The organism is Luteimonas cucumeris (genome assembly GCF_007830035.1).
In the GTDB taxonomy this organism is placed as follows: Bacteria; Pseudomonadota; Gammaproteobacteria; order Xanthomonadales; family Xanthomonadaceae; genus Luteimonas_C; species Luteimonas_C cucumeris.
The window spans coordinates 370,870-389,499 of the sequence record NZ_VLKN01000002.1 but is presented as its reverse complement, the minus strand read 5'-3'; the positions used below and the strand labels follow the sequence as shown (position 1 = coordinate 389,499).

Sequence of the window (18,630 nt, the reverse complement as noted above, 5' to 3'; positions counted from 1 at the left end):
GCCCGTGGCACTCGAGGCGCTCCGGTAGCCCGTGGCACTCGAGGCGCTCTGGTAGCCCGTGGCGTGGCTGGAATCGGCGGGCTTGCAAAGGTCGGTGACGAACTTGATCGCAGCCGTCACCAACTCCGGGATCTTCAACTCCGCAGTTAGCTTGATCTGCCCGGCCGCGACCTTGCTGTCGCCGTTATCTTCGCGGCTCAGTTCGCCGGAAAGCTCGACCACGCAGAACCGACTGTCGCCGGGGCCGTAGTAGCCGAATACGTCCAAGGGGTTATCGCAGGCGTGGAAGCCTGATTTGCACTTTTCAACCGCGCCATCGTGCTTGTAGGTCTTGCCTACTTTGAACTGGTAGCCACGGCACTGGAGGTTCTTGTCGAACCCCTTGTATGCCAGCACAGGCTTTGCCTTGCGGGCGGCCATTACGCACCTCCGTTGAGGATCGCGCGCAGACCACGCACGCATCCATCACGAAGGCCGAAGTCCCGCTCCCAGCTGGCAAGCATCCGGCGCAGCTGGGTGTCCTGCTGGAACAGGTCCGTTGCGGCCTGTACGGCGTCGTCGTAGTCGGCCAGGTCGGCCGAGGCAATCTGCGGCCTGACGCGGCGCAGGGTGCCTATTACTCGTTGCTGCTGCATGGCTCTCTCCCATGGGCCCTGGATCGGGCTTGGGAGAAGTATTGACTCAAACGAGTTATGTTGTCAACTCAAATGAGACGTTACATGCAAAATTACATGGCATGAGTTTTGCTTCGGAACGAAAAAGCCCGCCGAAGCGGGCTGTCTAGACGGGCGGGGCGGCATGGCCTCAAAGATGGTCGGGGTCTATGCCTTGACGGCGGCACATAGCTAGAAGCAAGCCGCGCAGTTTTTCCTGCCGCTCATGGATGCGCGCCTCAGAGCGTTTAATCGCGGCATCTACGGTCGCCGTAATAAACCAAGCGGTAGCAAGCAGCGGAATAAGGTATTGCCACCATGCCATATCAGTCTCCTTTAAGGGGCTGTCTGCGCATCGCTAAGCACTCGCAGTGCGACGGGGCACGCGCCCGCGACAATGGTGAACTTCACCAGCATTTCGCGCAGCGCGACTAGTTCCAGGTCGGTGAGCGGGGGCTCATGTTTAGCCGGGCGTCGAGGCGTCCCAAACTCCAAAATGTTACTTGGAGCGGCGTCCATGCCCACTAGTTTTTGTGTGTCGCTCATCTGCTGTTTCCCCCTGCTTTTCCAGAACTGTCGCCATAGCCTTGGCGATTAGCTCGCGCTCGTGTTCAGGGGACATGACGCCCCCGTCGGCAGCGATCCTCGCGTAAAGATCAGCCAGTTCCTCCCAGCGCCTAAGCCCCTTGAGCGGAGCCCCCATCGCGCCTTCCTGGTGAGCTAGCCATCTGTCCGCGAGTTGCAGGATTACAGCATCCGGTCTCAATACGCGAGAGTCTTGTTCAACATTTTTATTAATAGGCAAATCAAGGGGTTGCGCAATTTGTCGGCCGGGTGACGCGTTGCGTCCACCGTCAGTTTCTTTCGGCCCCTCGCCGGTCTGCAACCAGAGCAAATTGACGTTCCATCGCTTCGCTAACTTCGGCAGCGCACGACTGCTCTGCTGGGGGCGGTCGCGGAAGTTCTTGAGGGTCGATACGGGGACTTTTGACTCGTCGGCAAACACCCGCCAAGCCATGCCGCCCCTCAATTCCTCTATACGGTCGAAGATCGTAGCCATGGGCTCGATTGAGCCAGAAATGACCGACTCAAAGGAGTTGCAGCGAGAACTCAAATGAGTTAGCATCGCGGGCATGGGTTCTTTCGTGCGCACTGAATAAGGCTCGGGTCGGTTTCGGCTCGGGCCATCTTTTTGCCAGAAACACCCTGTTAAGGCTTGTTAACCGGAGCTACGAAGTGCAAACGAGTTTCCCGTTTATCGCGATGATGCCACCCCCGAAAGACGCGCCGGATGCCTTGATTTCCAGGGTTTCCAGCGAGTCCGAGGCGGTCGCCGTTGCCATGCAGGCGAGGGGCTTCAAGCAGTCTTGGTACGCCGCCCACCTTGGCAAGTCCGAGGCTTACATCAGCCAGATCGTCAACGGCCATCGCCGGGTGCCGGACTGGTTCGTGGAGCCGTTCTGTGTGCTGTCGGGGTCGAACCTGCTGCGCCAGTACCGCGATTGGCAGGAAGCCTTGGCGATGGTCCGGGAGCAGTCCTGCGCCCGCCGCGCGATCCGGCAGATGGCCGAGCAGCTGAGGGCCGTCGCATGACAACCCTCCCGCACTTCCACGGCTACTGCGCCGGCAAGCGTATCTACCTGTCGGCCTTCACCGCACACCGCGCGCTGGGCCACTGCTTGAAGCACAAGACGGACCGTCGCCACGAGTGCCGGGTTTACAAATGCCCGGCGTGTTCCGGCTACCACCTGAGCAGTTCGCCCAAGGCAGCAAAAGGCCAGAAACCCGACCGGCAGCTGGGGCGAGGGTGGGCGGCAACGGCTACGCAGGCAGATCGAACCATGCGCCGATCATGTTTAGCACTTGCAGCAGGACGTTCATTCCTGCCGCAACCGCGACAATCGGCGGGGCTGGTGAGTCCATGACCAGCCAGAAAACCGCAATCGCCAGCACCAGGGCGAAGGCTGACCTCGCGATCCTTCTTTTTCTCAACTTTGGGTCGGTTGCGCTGCTTTTCATTCCTGCGTGGCTGATCGAGCCTTGGTCGTTGTTCCTATTGGGCAGTGTTGTCACCCAGCTTGTCCACACCGGCGCCAGCCTCCGTGAGAAATGGAGGGAGCCATGACTCGGCAAGACGCCATTCGCATGGACAACGCCGGCTGGTTCTGCCGCGAACTCGCTTTCAACCGCTGGCGCACTGACACGGTATTCCCCGCCGCCGTGAATCGCTGGGTAGCGCGCATCGCTCTAGAAACCCTCACAACGCAGCAGGAGCTTGACCGGCTTCTGCGGGAGTACCGGCATGGGTAACCACTTCGCCAGCCCAGAGCTACGGCTGACGGCGCCACAGATGGAGACGTACCGCAGGTTGGGGCAGTGCGCCATGGAATGCCTCGATCAGTCTCCGGTTACAGAGTTCGAACGTCGCCGGCACGCGCAGTTAGTTGCCGAGGAAATGGCGCGATACCACGCAAAGCGCAGGGATTTGTTCACCGATAACGGTCCGCAAGACGCGGCCTAAGCAACACAAGAGGGACTGCGACCTGAGAGAGCGCAGTCAGACGAGTAGGGATGGTTTGGTACAGGGGTAAGTGATGATCGTTATAGAGCAAGTCGATCAGGTGGAAGTGTTCGTCAATGAGAACGGCACGGTCACTATTAAACAGATAGACCCGATGGGAGGTGTAGACAACATCATCTGCGTCCCTCCGTCGCAAGTCAGGGTGTTGTGCAAGGCGCTGCGGAAAGCAGCGGCAGATGCACAGGAAGGCACCAGTGCCTAATCGCCTAGTCCGTGAAGGGTTTCTGGACTCGGAGGCGATTCACGCCCTCAGCGATTCTGCCGAGTGCTTCTTTCACCGTCTGATGCTGACCGCTGACGATGCCGGACGTATGGATGGCCGTGTAGAGATTCTGCGCGCCCGCCTGTTCCCGCTCGACCTCAGCCGCCGAGCCAGTGACGTTGAGAAGGTGCTAAAGGAGTGTGTCGCGCAAGGGTTGGTGATCCCTTACCAATGGGATGGGAAGCCCTTCCTTCAGCTATCCAAGTGGCAGCGATGCTCACCGGCCAAGACAGCGAAGTACCCGGACAGCGTTGGCAGCTTCCGTATTGAGTATGTCGCGGCTGACACGAGGGACGGAGAGAAGGAGTTCGTGGAGTCGTCCATGTTTGGGCGCGGCGGCCTTACTGGCGGCGAGCCAATACGTAACCCAGGAAGTTATGGCCCGAAGGGATGCGGAAGGGATGCGGAAGGGATAGGTAAGGGATCAGACCGCTTTGTATCCGGAGACGGAGACGGAGACGGAGACGGAGACGAGGGCGCGGGAAAGCCTTCCCCTCTCTCGCCGAAGAAACGAAGGGCGAAGGGCGAAACCCTCACGGCTTGGGCGGACTCGCTCACCGATGACGCTGTTCCCGCCGCTGACCCGATCTTCGATTGGGCGCAGTCGGTCGGCATCCCCCGCGAGTGGATCGCGGTGGCGTGGTGGATCTTCGAAGGCCGCTACACCGACAGCGACAAGGCGTACTCCGACTGGCGCGCGGTATTCCGCAAGGCCGTGCGCGAGGACTGGTTGAAAGCCTGGCGGCAGACCCGCAGCGGCGAGTGGGAGTTGACCACGGCCGGCGTGCAGGCTCAGCGGGAGATGGCGCATGGGTGACCATGGCTACAGCCGCATCGAGCAAATCCGCGTGCCGCCGCAGTCGGTCGAGGCCGAGCAGGCGGTACTCGGCGGCCTGATGTTGGCACCCGATGCGTACTGGCAGGTAGCAGACATGGTGAACGAGGCGGATTTCTACCGCCGCGACCATCAGCTGATCTGGCGCGCCATCGCTGAAGCCGCCGACTCACACCCCCCCCGACCCTATGACGCGGTAACGCTCGGCGAGTGGTTCGAGTCGCAAGGGCTGGCCGAGCAAGTCGCTGGCGGCGCCTACCTGGTTGAGCTGGCCAGCACAACGCCATCCGCAGCAAACATTCGAGCCTACGCCGAGATTGTCGCTGACAAGGCAAAACTGCGACAGCTGATCGAGATTGGCACCGGCATCGTAAATAACGGCTTCGTGCCCGATGGGCGCGACAGCGCAGAGATAATCGCGGACGCACAACAGGCCGTTGGGTCGCTCGCCACCAGCAAAGGCCATCGCCTGAAATCCGTCAATGACGGGCTATCCGAAATGGTGGACGGAATGCAGCGGCGGTTGAACGCTGGCGGAACGCTGGGAACGTCCTTTGGCTTGTCGCATATGGACGACATGACGGGCGGCAAGCAGCCAGGCGATCTGATCATCATCGCGGCACGCCCGAGCATGGGCAAAACGACCTTGGCCCTGCAAGGCTGCCTTGCCGCCGGCCGCCCGCTGATCTTCTCGTTCGAGACTATGGCCGAGAAGTTGTTAGCTCGCATGACCGCTCACTGCGGAAGGCTGCCGCTGCGCTGGATTCTGTTTCCGCAAGACGCTCCGGACTTCGCGTTCGAGCGAATCACCGAAGCGGCGCGGATCGTCAAATCGAAGCTGACTGCATCGATCTACGATGGCCGCCGCCTTACTTCCAGCCAACTCCGCGCTATCGCCATCCGCGAACACGCCAAGTCGCCCGTACGCGAGATCGTCATAGACCACTTCGGCCACATGAGGCGCGCTGGCAAAGGTAGGGCGGATGCGGAGCAGGGCGAGGACATGAAGGAGTTCAAGGCGCTGGCCCGTGAGCTAAACGTTCCGGTGATTGTCCTCATGCAGCTCAACCGCGGCGTGGAGACGCGCACTGACAAACGTCCAATGCTTTCGGACCTTCGCGAGTGCGGCGCCGCTGAAGAAGATGCCGATATCGTCGCGATGCTCTACCGGGACGTTTACTACAACCCGCAAGGACCGCTCAAGGAATACGCCGAAATCCTGTTGCGGAAAAACCGCGACGGCGAACCTGGTGAGTTGTGGACGAAGCCATGCCTTCCGGAGATGCGATTCGATGAGTGCGAAGCCCAATCAAGACCCTCTGGCAGCGTTACAAGCATTGAGCAGGCAAGAGGCGTCCCGTCGAGAAGTTCAGCGCGAGCGCAACCGTCACGAATTTCCACTACTTACGGAGATCGTTGACATGGTCCGCGCGAAATACCCCGAGGCGAAGTTGCTGCACGGCACGGAGGGCGGCAAGGAAATAGGCCGCATACCTACCGATCCTGCCAATTGGGTGACGGTCGACGCGGTGAAGTTCGGCGAGATGGCGAACTTGGGCGACGCGATGAACCCGAGGCGGAGGGCGCCGAAGTGACGCAGCGAATCATAGACAACGAAATGGTGCTGCAGGCGGTGATAGGAGACTTGCGGCAAATGTTCGCCGAGTCGAAGTACCTGCGCATGACCGTGAAGTCGGGCAGGACGCGCAGCGTAGATCAGAACGCGATCAGCCACGCGTGGTACGGGCAGATTGCCCGCGAATTGCGCGAGGACGACGAGTTGGGTTGGAAGTGCTACTGCAAGCTGCACCACGGCGTTCCGATCCTGCGCGCCGAGGACGATGACTTCCGTGGCTCCTATGACGCCGCGATCAAAGGGCTGACCTACGAGCAGAAGTTGAAGGTGATGCGGCTGTTGCCGGTTAGCAGCCTGATGACGAAGGCGCAGCTATCGAAGTACCTGGAGGCAGTGCAGGCGGACTTTGTTGGGCGCGGCGTAATGCTTTCGTTCCCGGAGGCCGCCTGATGGCAAAGCTCACCAAGCCACAATCCAAGATGCACCAACAGGCTTGCGCCCTACTGGAAAAGGACATTCTCACGGAAGATGACAAGTGGTTTGTTCTAGAGCACTGGCAAGAGTCGGCCAACCATGTCAACACGATTGCCGGCGCATTCTTCACCCCTCCGGGGCTTGCCAATGACTTCGCCATCGAAGTTTGCGGCCACCGAATTATCGACCTCTGCGCCGGCATAGGCGCTCTGTCCTTCATGCGATACCAGCGGGGGCGGTGGGGCGAGAAATACCCAGAAATAGTGTGTGTCGAATTGAATCCAGCTTACGTTGAGGTTGGCAAGAAGATTCTGCCGGAGGCGACGTGGATATGTGGAAGTGTCTTTGAGCTGCCAGACCTGGGCCGCTTCGACTACGCAATCTCCAATCCGCCGTTTGGCGCAACGCCTCGCAACTCTGCCAGGGGGCCGCGCTACACGGCGGACAAGTTCGAATACCACGTCATTGACGTTGCATCAGGCATTGCGGACTACGGTGTTTTCATCGTCCCGCAGGCGTCAGCAGGATTCATGTACTCGGGTCAGCGATATTTCCGCGAGGCAAAGTCGGACGCCTATTTGCGGTTCCATGAGCAGACAGGAATCACGCTAGAGCCTGGGTGCGGGATCGATTGTGACTATCACCGGGACGGATGGCATGGCGTATCTGTGTCCGTGGAGGTCGTGACGTGCGATTTCGAACAGCCAGAGGTCGCGGCTCACGTTGCTAAGGCTCCGGCCCTAGACCTGTTCGGCGACCCGATTTCGGAGGCCGCATGAAAATCCTGTGCTGGCTGGGCTTCCACCACTACGTCACTGGCAAGGCCGTGGTGACCGGATGGGGGCTGAGTGTTTGGTTCCCGGAATGCACGTGCAAGTTCTGCGGGAGGCGGAAGTGAGGCGCGGCCATTCTATGGGCAAGCCGACGAAGGATGAGGCGGCGCGCATGGACGGAATCAAGCATGGGCCATGCATCGCATGCCACCAACGCGGCATCGCCTCGTGGTGCCCGGAGGTTCATCACCTGCTGTCTGGCAGCCGGCGCATCGGACACATGGCGACCGTGGGGCTGTGTAGCTGGCACCACAGAGCGGTCATCCAGTGGGGCTGCACGGGTGCCGAGATGCGCGACCACTACGGGCCGAGCTTGAACGAAGGGTCAAAGCCGTTTCATGCCGAGTTTGGCAGTGATGCGGTTTTGCTGGGCTATCAGAACGAACTACTGAAGGACTTGCAATGAAATTCTGGACCGCCGAGGAAGATGTGATTTTACGCGCCAACTACGAATCCGTTGGCGCTATCGGATTGCTGTCATCTCTGCCAGATCGTGGCGCGTCCGCGATCATGCAGCGCGCTTGCCGGCTTGGCTTGGTGAGCGGCGTGAACCGCATGAACGCCAAGTGCGAGGAACTGTACCCGCGCGACGGAAATGAGCGGCGCTGCGATATGGCGCTGCGGCATTGGGGCGCGGCTGAGCCGGCAAACGGCGGATTGTTCTGGAGGGTCGCGTGAACGTATTGCTTGAGGTGTATGACGAGATTGTCGCAAGGGCTGACAGCCTGCGGGTAGACGAGCAGGCGAACGGTGCGGAAATTGAGCGGCTTGACCTGTTGGTAACGCTGTTCGGTCATGCGCTGGTTTCGCTTGGCTTGTTGCAGGCGCCAAAATGACCGGCGCCTTCAGCCGCAGCAAGGGCGCTCGTGGAGAGCGCGAGGTTGTGCAGATGCTCAAGGACAACTTGGGCGGTGATTTCAATCGCAACTACAAGCAATCATACGAGGCTCAGCACGGCGATATTGAGCAGCTTGTCGGTCCGTACCTGCTCGAAATCAAGAACTGCGCGACGCACAACTTCAAGGCGTGGTGGCAGCAGGCACTTGCGGCCGCGAGCAAGCGTGATGCGATTCCGTGCTTGGCCTACAAGGTGCCGCGCAAAGGGTGGAGATTCCGGGTGCCGATGCCGCAGGCGTGGTCGAGTGGGCATCAGTGGGGGCGGGAAATTCAGTACACGATGGACCTGGCGCCAGACGGATTCTTTCTACTGGTGCGGGAGCTGAGCTAACAGGGGGCGACATGGAAATGACCGACAAGGCGATGCAAGAGCTGTGCGAGCGGATGCGCAGCCAGTACGGCGCCGGGGTTGAATTTGAGTTGGCGCTGCGTGAGCTGATAGGGCGGTATCGAGTCGCACACGAGAAGCGCATGCGGGACGTGCAGGCCGCCGACTTGCTGCACAGGGGATGGCGCGAAGTGTCCGAAAGGTTTGGGGTGTGCAAAGCCACGGTTTACAACATGGCAGAGCGAGGAAGAGAGTCTAAGCAAGATCAAGCGGCGTAGACGAATCTGCGAATAATGGGTAGCCATCGGACAACCGCGAGGCGGCGATGGCAGGGCAAGGAACATTCACCTACAAGCGATACATGCGCGACGGCACGGTCGCGCTTCTGACCGGCGTGGTTAACGCCCCCAAGCGCGTCCGCACTGGCAAGACTGCCAAGGACCGCAAGCGGGGCGGTAGGTCATGACCGACGAAGAGACTTTAGCCGACGCACTCCAGATAGCCGCCGACTATTTCCCGGCGGCCATCATCGAGCTAGCGAAGGTCTGCCGCGCCGGCAACAGGCAACACAACGGCGACGCGCCAATCCTCTACTGGAACCGCAGCCGATCCTCGGAGCATTTCGAGAAGGGTATCGGCCATTGGTCAAAACGCGGCAGGTCAGACCTGGACGGCACGAGGCATGTCTCGAAAGCATCCTGGCGCGCACTGGCTGACTGCCAGCTTGAGATGGAGCGCCTAGGGGCAGCGGTCTGCCCTGCGGCGTTGCGTGCGCCTCCCGTGCAATACGGAGAGGTAATCCCGCATCTGCGCGCTGCCGAAATCTTGCGCGACCGAGTGCTGGCCGACGACGACGCACACGACACCAATCCCGTATCGCCTATTGGGGCGCAGTCGGGGACACCTATCTCACAGGCCGACGAAGAATGAGCATCACAGACGACGAGCTTGTTGCGGCATTGTCCGAGCATGGCAGCAACCGAAAGGCCGCCGCCGCGCTGGGCATGAACGTCCGCACGATTGAACGCCGCCGCTCGGCGCTATCGCTGAAGGGCTGGTCACCGCAACACGACATGCAGCACACAGTCCCGGATGGCTTCACGGTTGGCGGCGTTTCTACGCTATACCGGGACGGCGCACCTATCTTGCAGTGGGTGAAGTCGCGGCAAGATTCTGAGCAGGTCCGCCGAATGATCGACGGCATCATGTCCGGTTTGTGCGCTGAAATTCCTCGCGTCAAGCCGACGAAGGCGCCGAAGCAGAAACCGGACGGACTGCTTAATGCCTACATCGTGACTGATTACCACTTAGGCATGCTGGCGTGGGGTGAGGAAACGGGTGCTGATTGGGATACAACGATTGCCGAGGACATGCTGGTCGCGTGGTTCGCTCAGGCAATGGCCGAGGCGCCAGACGCGGAGGTGGGCTTGCTGGCCCAGCTTGGAGACTTCCTGCATTGGGACGGATGGGATGCGGTCACGCCAGCCAGTAAGCACTTGCTGGATGCAGACACAAGGTTCCCGAAGCTGGTAGAGGTCGCGGCCCGCGCGTGCAAGCGGATTATTCTGATGATGCTGGAGAAGCATCATCGCGTTCACGTCATCATGGCAGAGGGCAATCACGACCCAACCAGTTCCGTGTGGCTGCGCAGTTTGTGCCAAGCCATGTTTCATGATGAGCCGCGCGTTACGGTCGATATGCGGCCGGACCCTTATTACTGCTATGAGCATGGGCAGACGGCGTTATTTTTCCATCACGGGCACAAGAAGCGACTGGCCGGCATCGACGCCACGTTCGCCGCCAAGTTCCGCGAGGTGTTCGGCCGCACGACGCGCGCATACGGGCACATGGGGCATCTGCACCACGTAGAGGTCAAGGAAACCAGTCTGATGGTGGTCGAACAGCACCGGACGCTTGCCGCGCCGGACGCTTACGCAAGCCGTGGCGGCTGGCTGAGCGGCAGGGATGCCCAGGTCATCACCTATGACAAGGTTTATGGCGAGCGCACCCGTAGGACGATTCCGGCACAACTGGTCGCTGACCAGCTCGCGAGGGCTGCATGATGGCTGCGATTGTATTTTTCCTAGTAGTGGGCGCTTTCGCGGTCCTTTTCGCAGCGCTCGGTGGCCTGTTCTGGATTTCAACCAAGGTCGAAGCGGCGTCCGGTCCGGTCTGGGGGTTTGCCACATTTGTCGTGCCGCTCGTAATCGCAGTGGCGGCAATGATCGCAAGCACGGTGCCCAATGGGTGAGCAGCGCGCCATTGCGGTAGGGGATTGGGACCTTCGGTCTATCGACTTGGACTCAGTGTTCGCAGCCGAGGAGGTCGGGGATACAGCCATGGATGCTGGCGCCCGAGCCTCGGTCAAGTTCAGCGAGCATTTCCCGGGGTGGGAGTTATACCGTCGCGTGGTTTCTGGCATCGCCCTAAACGACCGCAAGCTAGAGGACTGGTCAGTCTCAATGGCTGAGATGCTGGCTGGCGCCGAGAAGGAAAATGGAAGGCGGTGGATATCAGCTGCGATCCGGGCCAAGCCGGGCTGGGTTGCGCAGGCGGGGCGCGATGCTCTGGACTACGCCATCTTCGGGCGATACGCGGAAGGTCTGCATGAGCGCGCCGAGCGGTTCGATGTGGCCCACAAGACCTATCAGCGCGTCCGTGATCCGGTCGCCAAGGCAATGTGGATCGGACTGGAAACCTATCGCGCCATACTGCACGCTGAGTATTGGAACGTGCGCCGCGATGAAAAATACCCACCCTGATATTGGGTGAGACAATGGTACAGGGCCAACTGAAATTGGCCCGGCCGCACAGCCTCTAGCCCGTCGCCCAGCTTCAACTTAGCGCGATACGCGGCAACGCCAGAATTGGCGGCCTCATTTTGGCCCGGACTGTCCATTGACCACAATCGCCTACAAGTCCGGCGTACTTTGCGCCGACTCGATGGCAGTGGACGATTCTGGCGCGGTGTTTGTTCGCAAGGCGGCATGGTTGCCTGGTGGCGATGCGGCCGGCGGCGCTGGCGACCTGAATCAGGTCACGGCGGCGCTGGCGTGGCTGGCCGGTGGGGGCAAGGGAGATGCGCCCGATATCGGCAACAGCTGCATCTTGTTTACCGACCAGGGGCAACCCTACATGGCCTCAACGGGCTGGCCCGGCGCGCCGATCAAAGGCTACTGCGCGATTGGATCGGGCGCCCAAGGGGCGATGGTCGCGATGAAGCTGGGCTTGAGCGCCCATGACGCGATAGCCGCCGTTTCAGGGATCGATACGAACACGGGTGGCGAGATAGACGTTTTCGAGATAGGCAAGCGCGCCAAGCCGGCACGGAAGCGGGCTGCGAAATGACAGGGGATTGCCGTAAATGAAAGACCACGTTGCCGACGGCTTGGCTGTCACGGCCAAGAGTTCGTTATCTGCCGCAGTGGTGGGGGCAACGATATTCGGATACACGCTGCAGGAAGCTACGGCCATTCTTGGCGGCGTGTTCATCCTGCTGCAGATCGTCCATTTCGTCTGGCTGCGGGTCAGTGAGTGGCGGGCCAAGCGCGGTGAGTAACAAGGCGGTAGTCGCCGGCACGCTGGCCGGCTGCATCGCGATTGCAGCGGCCGTTATTCTCCCTTGGGAGGGCAACGAGCCTACGGGCTACGTGGATATCGTAGGCGTGGCTACGGCCTGCGTAGGCCATACCGGCCGTGACGTGGTGGTGGGCAAGACATATTCGCCCGAGCAGTGTGAGGCATGGTTCAAGAGTGACGTAGGCGAGGCGGCGAGGGCCGTTGACCGCTGCGTGACTGTTCCCATGCCTGACAAGGTTTGGAGCGCGTGGACTTCACTGGCGTTCAACATTGGAACGCGGGCGTTCTGCGGGTCCACGCTGGTGCGCAAGGCCAACGCGGGCGACCTGCCCGGGGCCTGTGCGCAGATCAGCCGCTGGGACCATGCGGGCGGCAAGCGAGTGCGCGGACTGACCCGTAGGCGCGCCGCGGAACGTCAATTATGTGAGGAGGGGCTATGAAAGCAGTCATTGCGATGGCGGCCTCTTGGGCGCTGACCGAAGCGGCGGTGCAACTGCATCGCGCGGCCGGATGGTGCGTGAACGCCGTTCTGCGCGTGCAGTTCTGGGCGCTACCTGAGGCCGACGAAACGGACGAGGCTGGGGCTTGAGCGATCGACGCCTCTATAGCCGCAAGTTTTGGCTGGCGGCTTCGGCATTTCTGGCCGGCGTAGTGTTTTTTGCGCTGGGCAAGCTGGACGCGGCTCAGTGGATGGGCCTGACAACGTGGGTGCTTGGCATCTACTGCGCCGGCAATGTCGGCGACCAGGCGGTCACTAAGTCGGTCTGATCCGACTTTCGGCCCTGTTGGGCCAATAGGCGCCCGGAAGTGGGCGATTACAAGCTTTCGGCCCCGTCGTGAGACGCCGCCAAGCTACAAGCGCGCTCGGTTATCGCGCAGAAAACATAGTGCCGGCGGCCCGAGATTCATGCAGGGCCAGTTAGAGAAACGCATGACCCCCGTGTATCAGGGCGCACGAGCTGGCGGGCCGTAATCCGCGCAGCATATAGACGGCTTCATGGTGAACGATCCGCTGCGGCGGCGTTGATGATCGCGAGATGCGGTCAGCCGGGCAAAGTTGGGGCCTTCGGGTCTGCCGTCGTAAAGGGATCAAATACGGACTACCTAGGGGCCGTTCACCGGACGCCCTGGCCCACCTATGCCTGAAAGAAAGGCAAGTGGTTCAACACATCGCCCTCTCTGCCCTGAGAGACGCGATTAGAGGTTCGGCACTGTTACGGCGGTGTCGGGCCTCGCCTTATTTCGAGGACAACATGCGCATCCTGATCCTGTCCCTGCTGGCACTGGTAGGTGCGGGGTGCGGGTGCGCGTCGCTACCCGAAGTCCCAAGCCATGACGCCCTGCGCGAGACTGCGCTGCGTCTGGAGTTCGCCAGCGGCGTGTGCAGCGGCACGGCAACGGGTCCGCAGACCTTGCAGACGGCGAGCCACTGTTTCCAGTTCGACAAGCTGGTATCGGTCAACGGCGTCCCGGTGCAGGTGGTCACGGTATCGGACGACAAGCGGGACCATGCCCAAGTCGTAGTTACCGGGATCACCTTCAAGCGCTGGGCGGTACGTGGCGAGGCACCGAAGCAGGGCGACCGCATTCAATTTTTCGGCAACCCGAAAGGCAACAAGGATTCATACAGGCGGGGCTACGTGTCTTACGTGGACGACAAGGTGATTGCCATGGAGGTGATGACCTGCCTCGGAGACAGCGGCGCCGGGGTCCTCAACGATGCCGGCGAACTGGTCGGCATGGTATCGGCCGTGACGGTGGATAGCTGCCTGTTCGGGATTGCGTTCCGATGAGCGCCCGCGCCGGAATGATCGTGCTGGGCATTGCGCTGATCTTCGGGCTGGGCTTCAACTTTGGCAGCTTGCGCGGCGACGCGAAGGTGTCCGACTACAAGGCTCAGGCTGAGCGTGCAATCGCACAGGCGGCCCGACAAGAGGCGGCAGCATCCGAGCATGCCCGAGAGGTCGAGAAGGCCGCGCAGGAGCGTGTAGAGCGTCTGGCGCGGGCATACGAGGTGGACCGGAAGAATGCACAAGAAGCTGCTGATCGCACTATCGCTGATCTGCGTAGTGGCTCTATCCGGCTGCGCAAGCTCTGGGAGGCTGACAAGGCAACCGATCGCCTGTCCGACACTGCCACCGCCACCCGCCACGCTGATGAAGTCACCCGACTACGCCAAGAGGCTGTTGGACGAATTCACGGAATCGGCGCCGAAGCAGACGCCCAAGTAAAGGGCCTGCAAGCGCTGGTGAACGCTGACCGTGGACGCTGAAGCCCTAAGCGAGGCAGACAGCGCCGCGGAGTCCCTGTTGCTGCTGTACGAGCGGCTAGACGTAACGGCGATCCTGATCCAGCTCGTAGACGGAACGGTCGTGGTGCGCTGCCAGAACGGCGCAGACGTGCTGCCGCTGTGCAGGACGGTGATCGAGGCGCACGAGTCGCCTCAGGACAGGACGATTAACTAGGAAGCAACACGCCAAGGATGGCCCCATGAATACGCACCGAGCCTACATGGGCGCGGACAACACCGTGACCTGCTGGGTTCGGGACGAGGAAGGTAAGCGCGATCTGAGCGCGACAGACCTGACTGTGGTGCTGGGCACGTACCCGGCGACTGCTGCGGTAACGACGCTTGAGGCCGCTCAGGTCGTGGACGGAAGCGACATTGGCCCAGTCACGTTCGATGTCGAGCAGGCCATGAGCGACCGCTACCTGTCGCCGGGCCTATTTCAGTTCCAGGTCAAGGCAGACAACGAGGTCGTGTATAGCGGCTTGCTGGAGATGGTGTGATGCCAGCCGGCAGGCCAACCGACTACAGGCCGGAGTTCTGCGAACAGGTCGTGGAGATGATGGCGGGGGGCGCCAGTAAGGCGGAAGTAGCGGCCGAGATGTGCCGGAGCTATACGACGTTCCTCAATTGGCAAGACGCGCACCCCGAATTTATGGAGGCCGTAAAGGAGGGCGAGCGACTTAGTCAGGGCTGGTGGGAAAAGCTAGGCCGTCAGGGAGCGTCGGGCGCTGTCCCGGTCAACCCGACCGTCTACATCTTCAACATGAAGAACCGTTTCCGCGCCGACTGGTCGGACACGCACAAGACAGAGCTGACGGGCGCCAATGGCGGTCCTGTCGCTATCGCCGCAACAGACCTTACGGATGACGACCTTGCAACTATCGCCGCAGGAAGCAGCGCGCGAGCTACTGGCAAGGCGTAACGCCCGCACTGGGCTGATCGACTTCACGCGTTACACGTTTCCCGGCTTTGAGGCGGGCGATCATCACAAGCAGATTGCGTCGGCGCTGGAGCGCGTGGAGCGTGGCGAGTGTCGCCGCCTGATGATCTTCGCGCCTCCTCGGCACACGAAGTCAGAACTGGCATCACGGCGCTTCCCGGCCTACTTCATGGGCCGCAACGCCGACAAGCAGATTATTACCTGCACCTATTCGGGCGAGTTCGCTACGGACTTCGGCCGCGAGGTCAAGGGCATTGTTGCGAGCGAGGAATACCAAGCCCTGTTCCCGGGCGTGAAGCTGGCAGAGGACAGTAAGGCTAAGGGCCGCTGGCATACGACTGATGGCGGCGTGTATGTCGCGGTAGGCGTAGGTGGCCCCATCACCGGCCGTGGCGCTCATCTGGCGCTGATTGACGACCCGATCAAGAACCGGCAGGACGCAGATTCTGACGTGGTGCGGGAAACGGTGTGGAAGTGGTACACGTCCACGCTGCGCACGCGCCTTATGCCCGGCGGCGCCATTGTGCTGGTGCTGACACGCTGGCATGAGGACGACCTTGCCGGGCGCCTGCTGGCGGCACAGGAGACGGGCGGCGAGCAGTGGGAGGTCGTGACCCTTCCGGCCATCTCAGACACCGGCCACGCGTTGTGGCCTGAGTGGTATCCGCTGGCTGAGTTGCAGGCAATCAAGGCTGCGGTCGGCCCTCGGGACTGGCTGGCGCTGTATCAGCAGCAGCCAACCGCCGATGACGGCACGTTCTTCAAACGCGAGTGGTTCCGGGACCGTTACGAGACGGCGCCGGAAGGGCTCAGGACCATTATCACGGGCGACTTCGCGGTCACGGACGGTGGCGGCGACTTCACAGAGCTTGGTGTGTGGGGCTTCGGAGACGGCAAGTTCTACGCGCTGGACTGGTGGAGCGGCCAAGCGTCTGCGGACGTATGGATCAATGCGCTGCTTGACCTTGTTCGCCAATACAAGCCGATGTGGTTTGTGGGCGAGACGGGGCCGATCAGGCGGGCTATCGAGCCGCTGCTCGCTCGCACAATGCGAGAGCGCCGGATATTCACCGCTGCCGACTGGCTGAGTCACGGCGGGGCCGATAAGGCTGTCAACGCCCGCGCATTCCAGGCGATGTGTGCGCAGGGGCAGGTGCAGTTCCCAGAGACGGTGTGGGCAGAGCGGGTCATTGACCAACTGCTCAAGTTCCCCGCCGCCAAGCATGACGATGCGGTCGATACGTGCGGCCTGTTCGGTCGCTATATGGACAAGGCGTGGAATACGCCTGCAGCCAAGATGCCGCAGGCCCGCCCGCGCCGAGACTACGGCTTTAACCAAGCGCCTACCGAGAACTGGAAAACCGCATGACCGACAAGGCCAAGGAAGGCCCAGATCACGGCAAGCTACTGCGTCAGTTTGAGGAGTCCTTCGACGAGACTCAGGAGGCGCGCCGGGAGGCTGAGCGCGATCGGGATTACTACGACAACAAGCAGTTGACGCAGGAAGAGCTGGCTACGCTCGCCCAGCGCAAGCAGCCGCCGGTTATCTCCAATCGGATCAAGCCCAAGGTCGACGCGCTGCTGGGCTTTGAGAAGCGCCAGCGCACCGATCCGAAGGCCTACCCGCGCACGCCCAAGCATGAGCAGGAGGCCGATAGCGTTACTGACGCCATCCGCTTCGTTTGCGATCAGAACCGGTTCTCGATGATCCGTTCCGAGGCGGCCGAGAACATGTTCATTGAGGGCATCGGCGCCGCTACGGTAACGGCGGCCAAATCCAGCGATGGACAGATGGATGTGAGGCTAACGGCCGTGCCGTGGGACCGGTTCTATTACGACCCGCACAGCCGCCGTCGTGACTTCAGCGACGCCGGCTACAAGGGCGTGGTGCTGTGGATGGACGAGGCGGACGCCTTGTCGCAGTTCTCCGGCAAGGAGGACGTGCTGCGGGGCTGCTACGTCGATTCGGAGACCGAGGGCGAGACCTACGACGACCGTCCACGGTTCGCATGGTCGGACAAGAAGCGTAAGCGCGTGCGGGTGCTTCAGCACCGCTGGCGCGAGAAGGGCGTCTGGATGACGGCCATTGTCTGCAAGGGCGGTTTCCTGCGAGACCCGCAGGAGTCGCCCTATCTGGACGAGGACGGCAATCCCGAGTGCGACCTGATTGCGGTATCTGCGTATGTAGACCGCGACAACAATCGCTACGGCGCGGTGCGCACGATGATTTCGCCGCAAGACGAAATCAACAAGCGTCGCTCCAAGGCGCTGCACCTGCTTAACAGCAAGAAGATCATTGCTGAGCAGGGCGCGGTGCTGGACGTGGAGCAGGCGCGGCGCGAGGCGGCTCGTCCGGACGGCTATCTGGAAGTCGCTCCAACCATGCGCTTTGAGTTCGTGGACGAGCCGGGGCTGGTGCAGGGGCAGTTCATGCTGCTGCAGGAGGCCAAGGCCGAGATTGATGCCAGTGGCGTGAACCCGGCGCTGGAGGGGGATTTGAAGGCGCCGTCAGGAAGGGCCGTAGAAGCACTCACGCAGGCCGGGCTGGCAGAGCAGGCCATCGCCTTCGACGCACTGCGCGATTGGTCGTGGCGCGTCTACAGGGCCGTGTGGCATCGGGTCCGGCAGTACTGGACGGAAGAGCGCTGGATTCGCGTCACCGATGACGAGCGCAACCTGAAATGGGTGGCGATCAACAAGCCGGTGCTGGATGAGTTGGGCCAGCCCACGGGGCAGGTGGACAACCAGTTGAGCGAGTTGGATATCGACCTGATCCTGGAGGACGGCCCGGACAGCGTCACGATCCAGTCCGAGCAGTTCGAACAGTTGGTCGAGCTGAAGAAGGCTGACCCGCAGTCCATTTCGTCCCGCGCGGTGATCGAGGCATCGAGCCTGCGCAACAAGGACAAGATTCTGGAAGAGATGGAGCAGGGCGGCATCCCTCCGCAGGTTCAACAGCAGATGCAGGAGATGCAGCAGGCGTTGGAGCAGTGCCAGCAGCAGTTGCAGGAGGCCGAGCAGAAGGCCGGGCAGGAGCAGGAGAAGGCGCAGTCCATTCTCAGCAAGGCGCAGGCGGACATCCAGGTGGCAGAAGCCAATCTGGCCCGTGAGCGTGCCGAGATGCAGCTTGCTCAACTGCAGTGGGAGATGGAGCAGGCGGCCAAGGGGCGGGAATTTGAACTGCGCCAGTACGAGGCCGAGACAGCTCGCATGGCTGCGCTGAAGCCCGAGCCAGCAAACGAACAACCGAATCAAGCGCAGTGAACAAGCCGCCCTAGGGCGGCTTTTTTATTGCCCGATCTTTGGCCGCAGGTAGCGGCTACGGACGCCCACGGATTGGGGCGAGACGCGACGACGGCGAACGGTCGAGCAAGGAAGCGAT

General features: G+C 61.5%; 33 protein-coding genes. 28 read left to right on the top strand and 5 right to left on the bottom strand.

What is annotated here, in order from left to right:
• The 4 genes from IP90_RS16585 to IP90_RS04885 all read right to left on the bottom strand — a co-directional run.
• Positions 1 to 420: DUF7666 domain-containing protein (locus IP90_RS16585; protein ID WP_425477071.1), on the bottom strand; the 420-nt coding region annotated here is incomplete at its 3' end.
• The gene (locus tag IP90_RS04890; protein ID WP_144898493.1) at positions 420 to 635 is read right to left on the bottom strand and encodes a hypothetical protein; all 216 of its coding nucleotides are present in this window, start codon (positions 633 to 635) and stop codon (positions 420 to 422) included. The genes IP90_RS16585 and IP90_RS04890, both read right to left, overlap by 1 nt.
• 169 nt (positions 636 to 804) lie before the next feature.
• Entirely contained in the window at positions 805 to 978 is a 174-nt protein-coding gene (locus IP90_RS16580; RefSeq protein ID WP_158635276.1) for a hypothetical protein, read from the bottom strand.
• A gap of 174 nt (positions 979 to 1,152) precedes the next feature.
• Positions 1,153 to 1,713, bottom strand: coding sequence for a hypothetical protein (locus tag IP90_RS04885; RefSeq protein WP_144898492.1), 561 nt, complete (start codon positions 1,711 to 1,713; stop codon positions 1,153 to 1,155).
• Positions 1,714 to 1,889: 176 nt separating this feature from the next.
• On the opposite strand from IP90_RS04885, the gene IP90_RS04880 reads away from it, so the two are divergent.
• Positions 1,890 to 2,246, top strand: coding sequence for a hypothetical protein (locus tag IP90_RS04880; RefSeq protein WP_144898491.1), 357 nt, complete (start codon positions 1,890 to 1,892; stop codon positions 2,244 to 2,246).
• Positions 2,247 to 2,474: 228 nt separating this feature from the next.
• Here the strand turns inward: IP90_RS04880 and IP90_RS04875 are convergent, their stop codons facing one another.
• Positions 2,475 to 2,726, bottom strand: a complete 252-nt coding sequence (locus tag IP90_RS04875; RefSeq protein WP_144898490.1) for a hypothetical protein — start codon at positions 2,724 to 2,726, stop codon at positions 2,475 to 2,477.
• Between the two features lie 48 nt (positions 2,727 to 2,774).
• Between IP90_RS04875 and IP90_RS04870 the strand changes: the two genes are divergently transcribed.
• From IP90_RS04870 to IP90_RS04765, 27 genes are all read left to right on the top strand, one after another.
• On the top strand, positions 2,775 to 2,963 hold the full coding sequence (locus tag IP90_RS04870) for a hypothetical protein (RefSeq protein WP_144898489.1): 189 nt from the start codon (positions 2,775 to 2,777) through the stop codon (positions 2,961 to 2,963).
• A 284-nt stretch (positions 2,964 to 3,247) separates the two neighbouring features.
• The gene (locus tag IP90_RS04865; protein WP_144898488.1) at positions 3,248 to 3,436 is read left to right on the top strand and encodes a hypothetical protein; all 189 of its coding nucleotides are present in this window, start codon (positions 3,248 to 3,250) and stop codon (positions 3,434 to 3,436) included.
• An 82-nt stretch (positions 3,437 to 3,518) separates the two neighbouring features.
• Positions 3,519 to 4,313: a hypothetical protein gene (locus tag IP90_RS04860; protein WP_144898487.1), complete on the top strand. Its 795-nt coding sequence runs from the start codon at positions 3,519 to 3,521 to the stop codon at positions 4,311 to 4,313.
• Positions 4,306 to 5,751 carry a replicative DNA helicase gene (locus tag IP90_RS04855; protein ID WP_144898486.1) on the top strand — a complete coding sequence of 482 codons (1,446 nt, stop codon included), beginning with the start codon at positions 4,306 to 4,308 and terminating at the stop codon, positions 5,749 to 5,751. Before IP90_RS04860 ends, IP90_RS04855 begins: the two co-directional genes overlap by 8 nt.
• A 1-nt stretch (position 5,752) precedes the next feature.
• Positions 5,753 to 5,926 (top strand): hypothetical protein, encoded by a 174-nt coding sequence (locus IP90_RS16575; protein ID WP_158635275.1) that lies wholly within the window; start codon positions 5,753 to 5,755, stop codon positions 5,924 to 5,926.
• A complete protein-coding gene (locus tag IP90_RS04850; protein ID WP_144898485.1) occupies positions 5,923 to 6,357 on the top strand; it encodes a NinB/YbcN family protein in 435 nt (144 codons plus the stop codon). Before IP90_RS16575 ends, IP90_RS04850 begins: the two co-directional genes overlap by 4 nt.
• Positions 6,357 to 7,160: a class I SAM-dependent methyltransferase gene (locus IP90_RS04845; protein ID WP_144898484.1), complete on the top strand. Its 804-nt coding sequence runs from the start codon at positions 6,357 to 6,359 to the stop codon at positions 7,158 to 7,160. The genes IP90_RS04850 and IP90_RS04845 overlap by 1 nt, the downstream gene beginning before the upstream one ends.
• 133 nt (positions 7,161 to 7,293) lie before the next feature.
• Positions 7,294 to 7,620 carry a Ref family recombination enhancement nuclease gene (locus tag IP90_RS16570; protein WP_206751904.1) on the top strand — a complete coding sequence of 109 codons (327 nt, stop codon included), beginning with the start codon at positions 7,294 to 7,296 and terminating at the stop codon, positions 7,618 to 7,620.
• On the top strand, positions 7,617 to 7,892 hold the full coding sequence (locus IP90_RS04835; RefSeq protein WP_144898482.1) for a hypothetical protein: 276 nt from the start codon (positions 7,617 to 7,619) through the stop codon (positions 7,890 to 7,892). The genes IP90_RS16570 and IP90_RS04835 overlap by 4 nt, the downstream gene beginning before the upstream one ends.
• The gene (locus tag IP90_RS16565) at positions 7,889 to 8,050 is read left to right on the top strand and encodes a hypothetical protein (RefSeq protein ID WP_158635273.1); all 162 of its coding nucleotides are present in this window, start codon (positions 7,889 to 7,891) and stop codon (positions 8,048 to 8,050) included. The genes IP90_RS04835 and IP90_RS16565 overlap by 4 nt, the downstream gene beginning before the upstream one ends.
• On the top strand, positions 8,047 to 8,442 hold the full coding sequence (locus IP90_RS04830; protein ID WP_144898481.1) for a putative PDDEXK endonuclease: 396 nt from the start codon (positions 8,047 to 8,049) through the stop codon (positions 8,440 to 8,442). The genes IP90_RS16565 and IP90_RS04830 overlap by 4 nt, the downstream gene beginning before the upstream one ends.
• Positions 8,443 to 8,453: 11 nt before the next feature.
• Complete coding sequence (locus IP90_RS04825) at positions 8,454 to 8,717, top strand: hypothetical protein (RefSeq protein WP_144898480.1); 264 nt, start codon at positions 8,454 to 8,456, stop codon at positions 8,715 to 8,717.
• Between the two features lie 184 nt (positions 8,718 to 8,901).
• Positions 8,902 to 9,369, top strand: a complete 468-nt coding sequence (locus tag IP90_RS04820) for a hypothetical protein (RefSeq protein ID WP_144898479.1) — start codon at positions 8,902 to 8,904, stop codon at positions 9,367 to 9,369.
• A complete protein-coding gene (locus IP90_RS04815) occupies positions 9,366 to 10,502 on the top strand; it encodes a winged helix-turn-helix domain-containing protein (RefSeq protein ID WP_144898478.1) in 1,137 nt (378 codons plus the stop codon). Before IP90_RS04820 ends, IP90_RS04815 begins: the two co-directional genes overlap by 4 nt.
• 276 nt (positions 10,503 to 10,778) lie before the next feature.
• Positions 10,779 to 11,201: a hypothetical protein gene (locus IP90_RS04810; RefSeq protein ID WP_144898477.1), complete on the top strand. Its 423-nt coding sequence runs from the start codon at positions 10,779 to 10,781 to the stop codon at positions 11,199 to 11,201.
• 136 nt (positions 11,202 to 11,337) lie between these two features.
• Complete coding sequence (locus IP90_RS04805) at positions 11,338 to 11,787, top strand: hypothetical protein (RefSeq protein ID WP_144898476.1); 450 nt, start codon at positions 11,338 to 11,340, stop codon at positions 11,785 to 11,787.
• Between the two features lie 16 nt (positions 11,788 to 11,803).
• Positions 11,804 to 11,998 carry a hypothetical protein gene (locus tag IP90_RS04800; RefSeq protein ID WP_144898475.1) on the top strand — a complete coding sequence of 65 codons (195 nt, stop codon included), beginning with the start codon at positions 11,804 to 11,806 and terminating at the stop codon, positions 11,996 to 11,998.
• On the top strand, positions 11,970 to 12,458 hold the full coding sequence (locus IP90_RS16970) for a lysozyme (RefSeq protein ID WP_425477070.1): 489 nt from the start codon (positions 11,970 to 11,972) through the stop codon (positions 12,456 to 12,458). Before IP90_RS04800 ends, IP90_RS16970 begins: the two co-directional genes overlap by 29 nt.
• The gene (locus tag IP90_RS16555; protein ID WP_158635271.1) at positions 12,455 to 12,607 is read left to right on the top strand and encodes a hypothetical protein; all 153 of its coding nucleotides are present in this window, start codon (positions 12,455 to 12,457) and stop codon (positions 12,605 to 12,607) included. The genes IP90_RS16970 and IP90_RS16555 overlap by 4 nt, the downstream gene beginning before the upstream one ends.
• Positions 12,604 to 12,786, top strand: coding sequence for a hypothetical protein (locus IP90_RS04790; RefSeq protein WP_144898473.1), 183 nt, complete (start codon positions 12,604 to 12,606; stop codon positions 12,784 to 12,786). The genes IP90_RS16555 and IP90_RS04790 overlap by 4 nt, the downstream gene beginning before the upstream one ends.
• Positions 12,787 to 13,271: 485 nt before the next feature.
• Positions 13,272 to 13,811, top strand: a complete 540-nt coding sequence (locus IP90_RS04785; protein WP_158635270.1) for a trypsin-like peptidase domain-containing protein — start codon at positions 13,272 to 13,274, stop codon at positions 13,809 to 13,811.
• Positions 13,808 to 14,290 (top strand): lysis system spanin subunit, encoded by a 483-nt coding sequence (locus IP90_RS04780; protein WP_144898471.1) that lies wholly within the window; start codon positions 13,808 to 13,810, stop codon positions 14,288 to 14,290. Before IP90_RS04785 ends, IP90_RS04780 begins: the two co-directional genes overlap by 4 nt.
• A 37-nt stretch (positions 14,291 to 14,327) precedes the next feature.
• A complete protein-coding gene (locus IP90_RS16550; protein ID WP_206751903.1) occupies positions 14,328 to 14,483 on the top strand; it encodes a hypothetical protein in 156 nt (51 codons plus the stop codon).
• A 25-nt stretch (positions 14,484 to 14,508) separates the two neighbouring features.
• Positions 14,509 to 14,808 (top strand): hypothetical protein, encoded by a 300-nt coding sequence (locus IP90_RS04775; RefSeq protein ID WP_144898470.1) that lies wholly within the window; start codon positions 14,509 to 14,511, stop codon positions 14,806 to 14,808.
• The gene (locus tag IP90_RS16545) at positions 14,808 to 15,230 is read left to right on the top strand and encodes a hypothetical protein (protein ID WP_158635268.1); all 423 of its coding nucleotides are present in this window, start codon (positions 14,808 to 14,810) and stop codon (positions 15,228 to 15,230) included. The genes IP90_RS04775 and IP90_RS16545 overlap by 1 nt, the downstream gene beginning before the upstream one ends.
• Positions 15,172 to 16,617 carry a terminase large subunit domain-containing protein gene (locus tag IP90_RS04770; RefSeq protein WP_158635267.1) on the top strand — a complete coding sequence of 482 codons (1,446 nt, stop codon included), beginning with the start codon at positions 15,172 to 15,174 and terminating at the stop codon, positions 16,615 to 16,617. The genes IP90_RS16545 and IP90_RS04770 overlap by 59 nt, the downstream gene beginning before the upstream one ends.
• On the top strand, positions 16,614 to 18,512 hold the full coding sequence (locus IP90_RS04765) for a 6-phosphogluconolactonase (protein WP_144898468.1): 1,899 nt from the start codon (positions 16,614 to 16,616) through the stop codon (positions 18,510 to 18,512). The genes IP90_RS04770 and IP90_RS04765 overlap by 4 nt, the downstream gene beginning before the upstream one ends.
• The last annotated feature ends 118 nt before the right edge of the window (positions 18,513 to 18,630 follow it).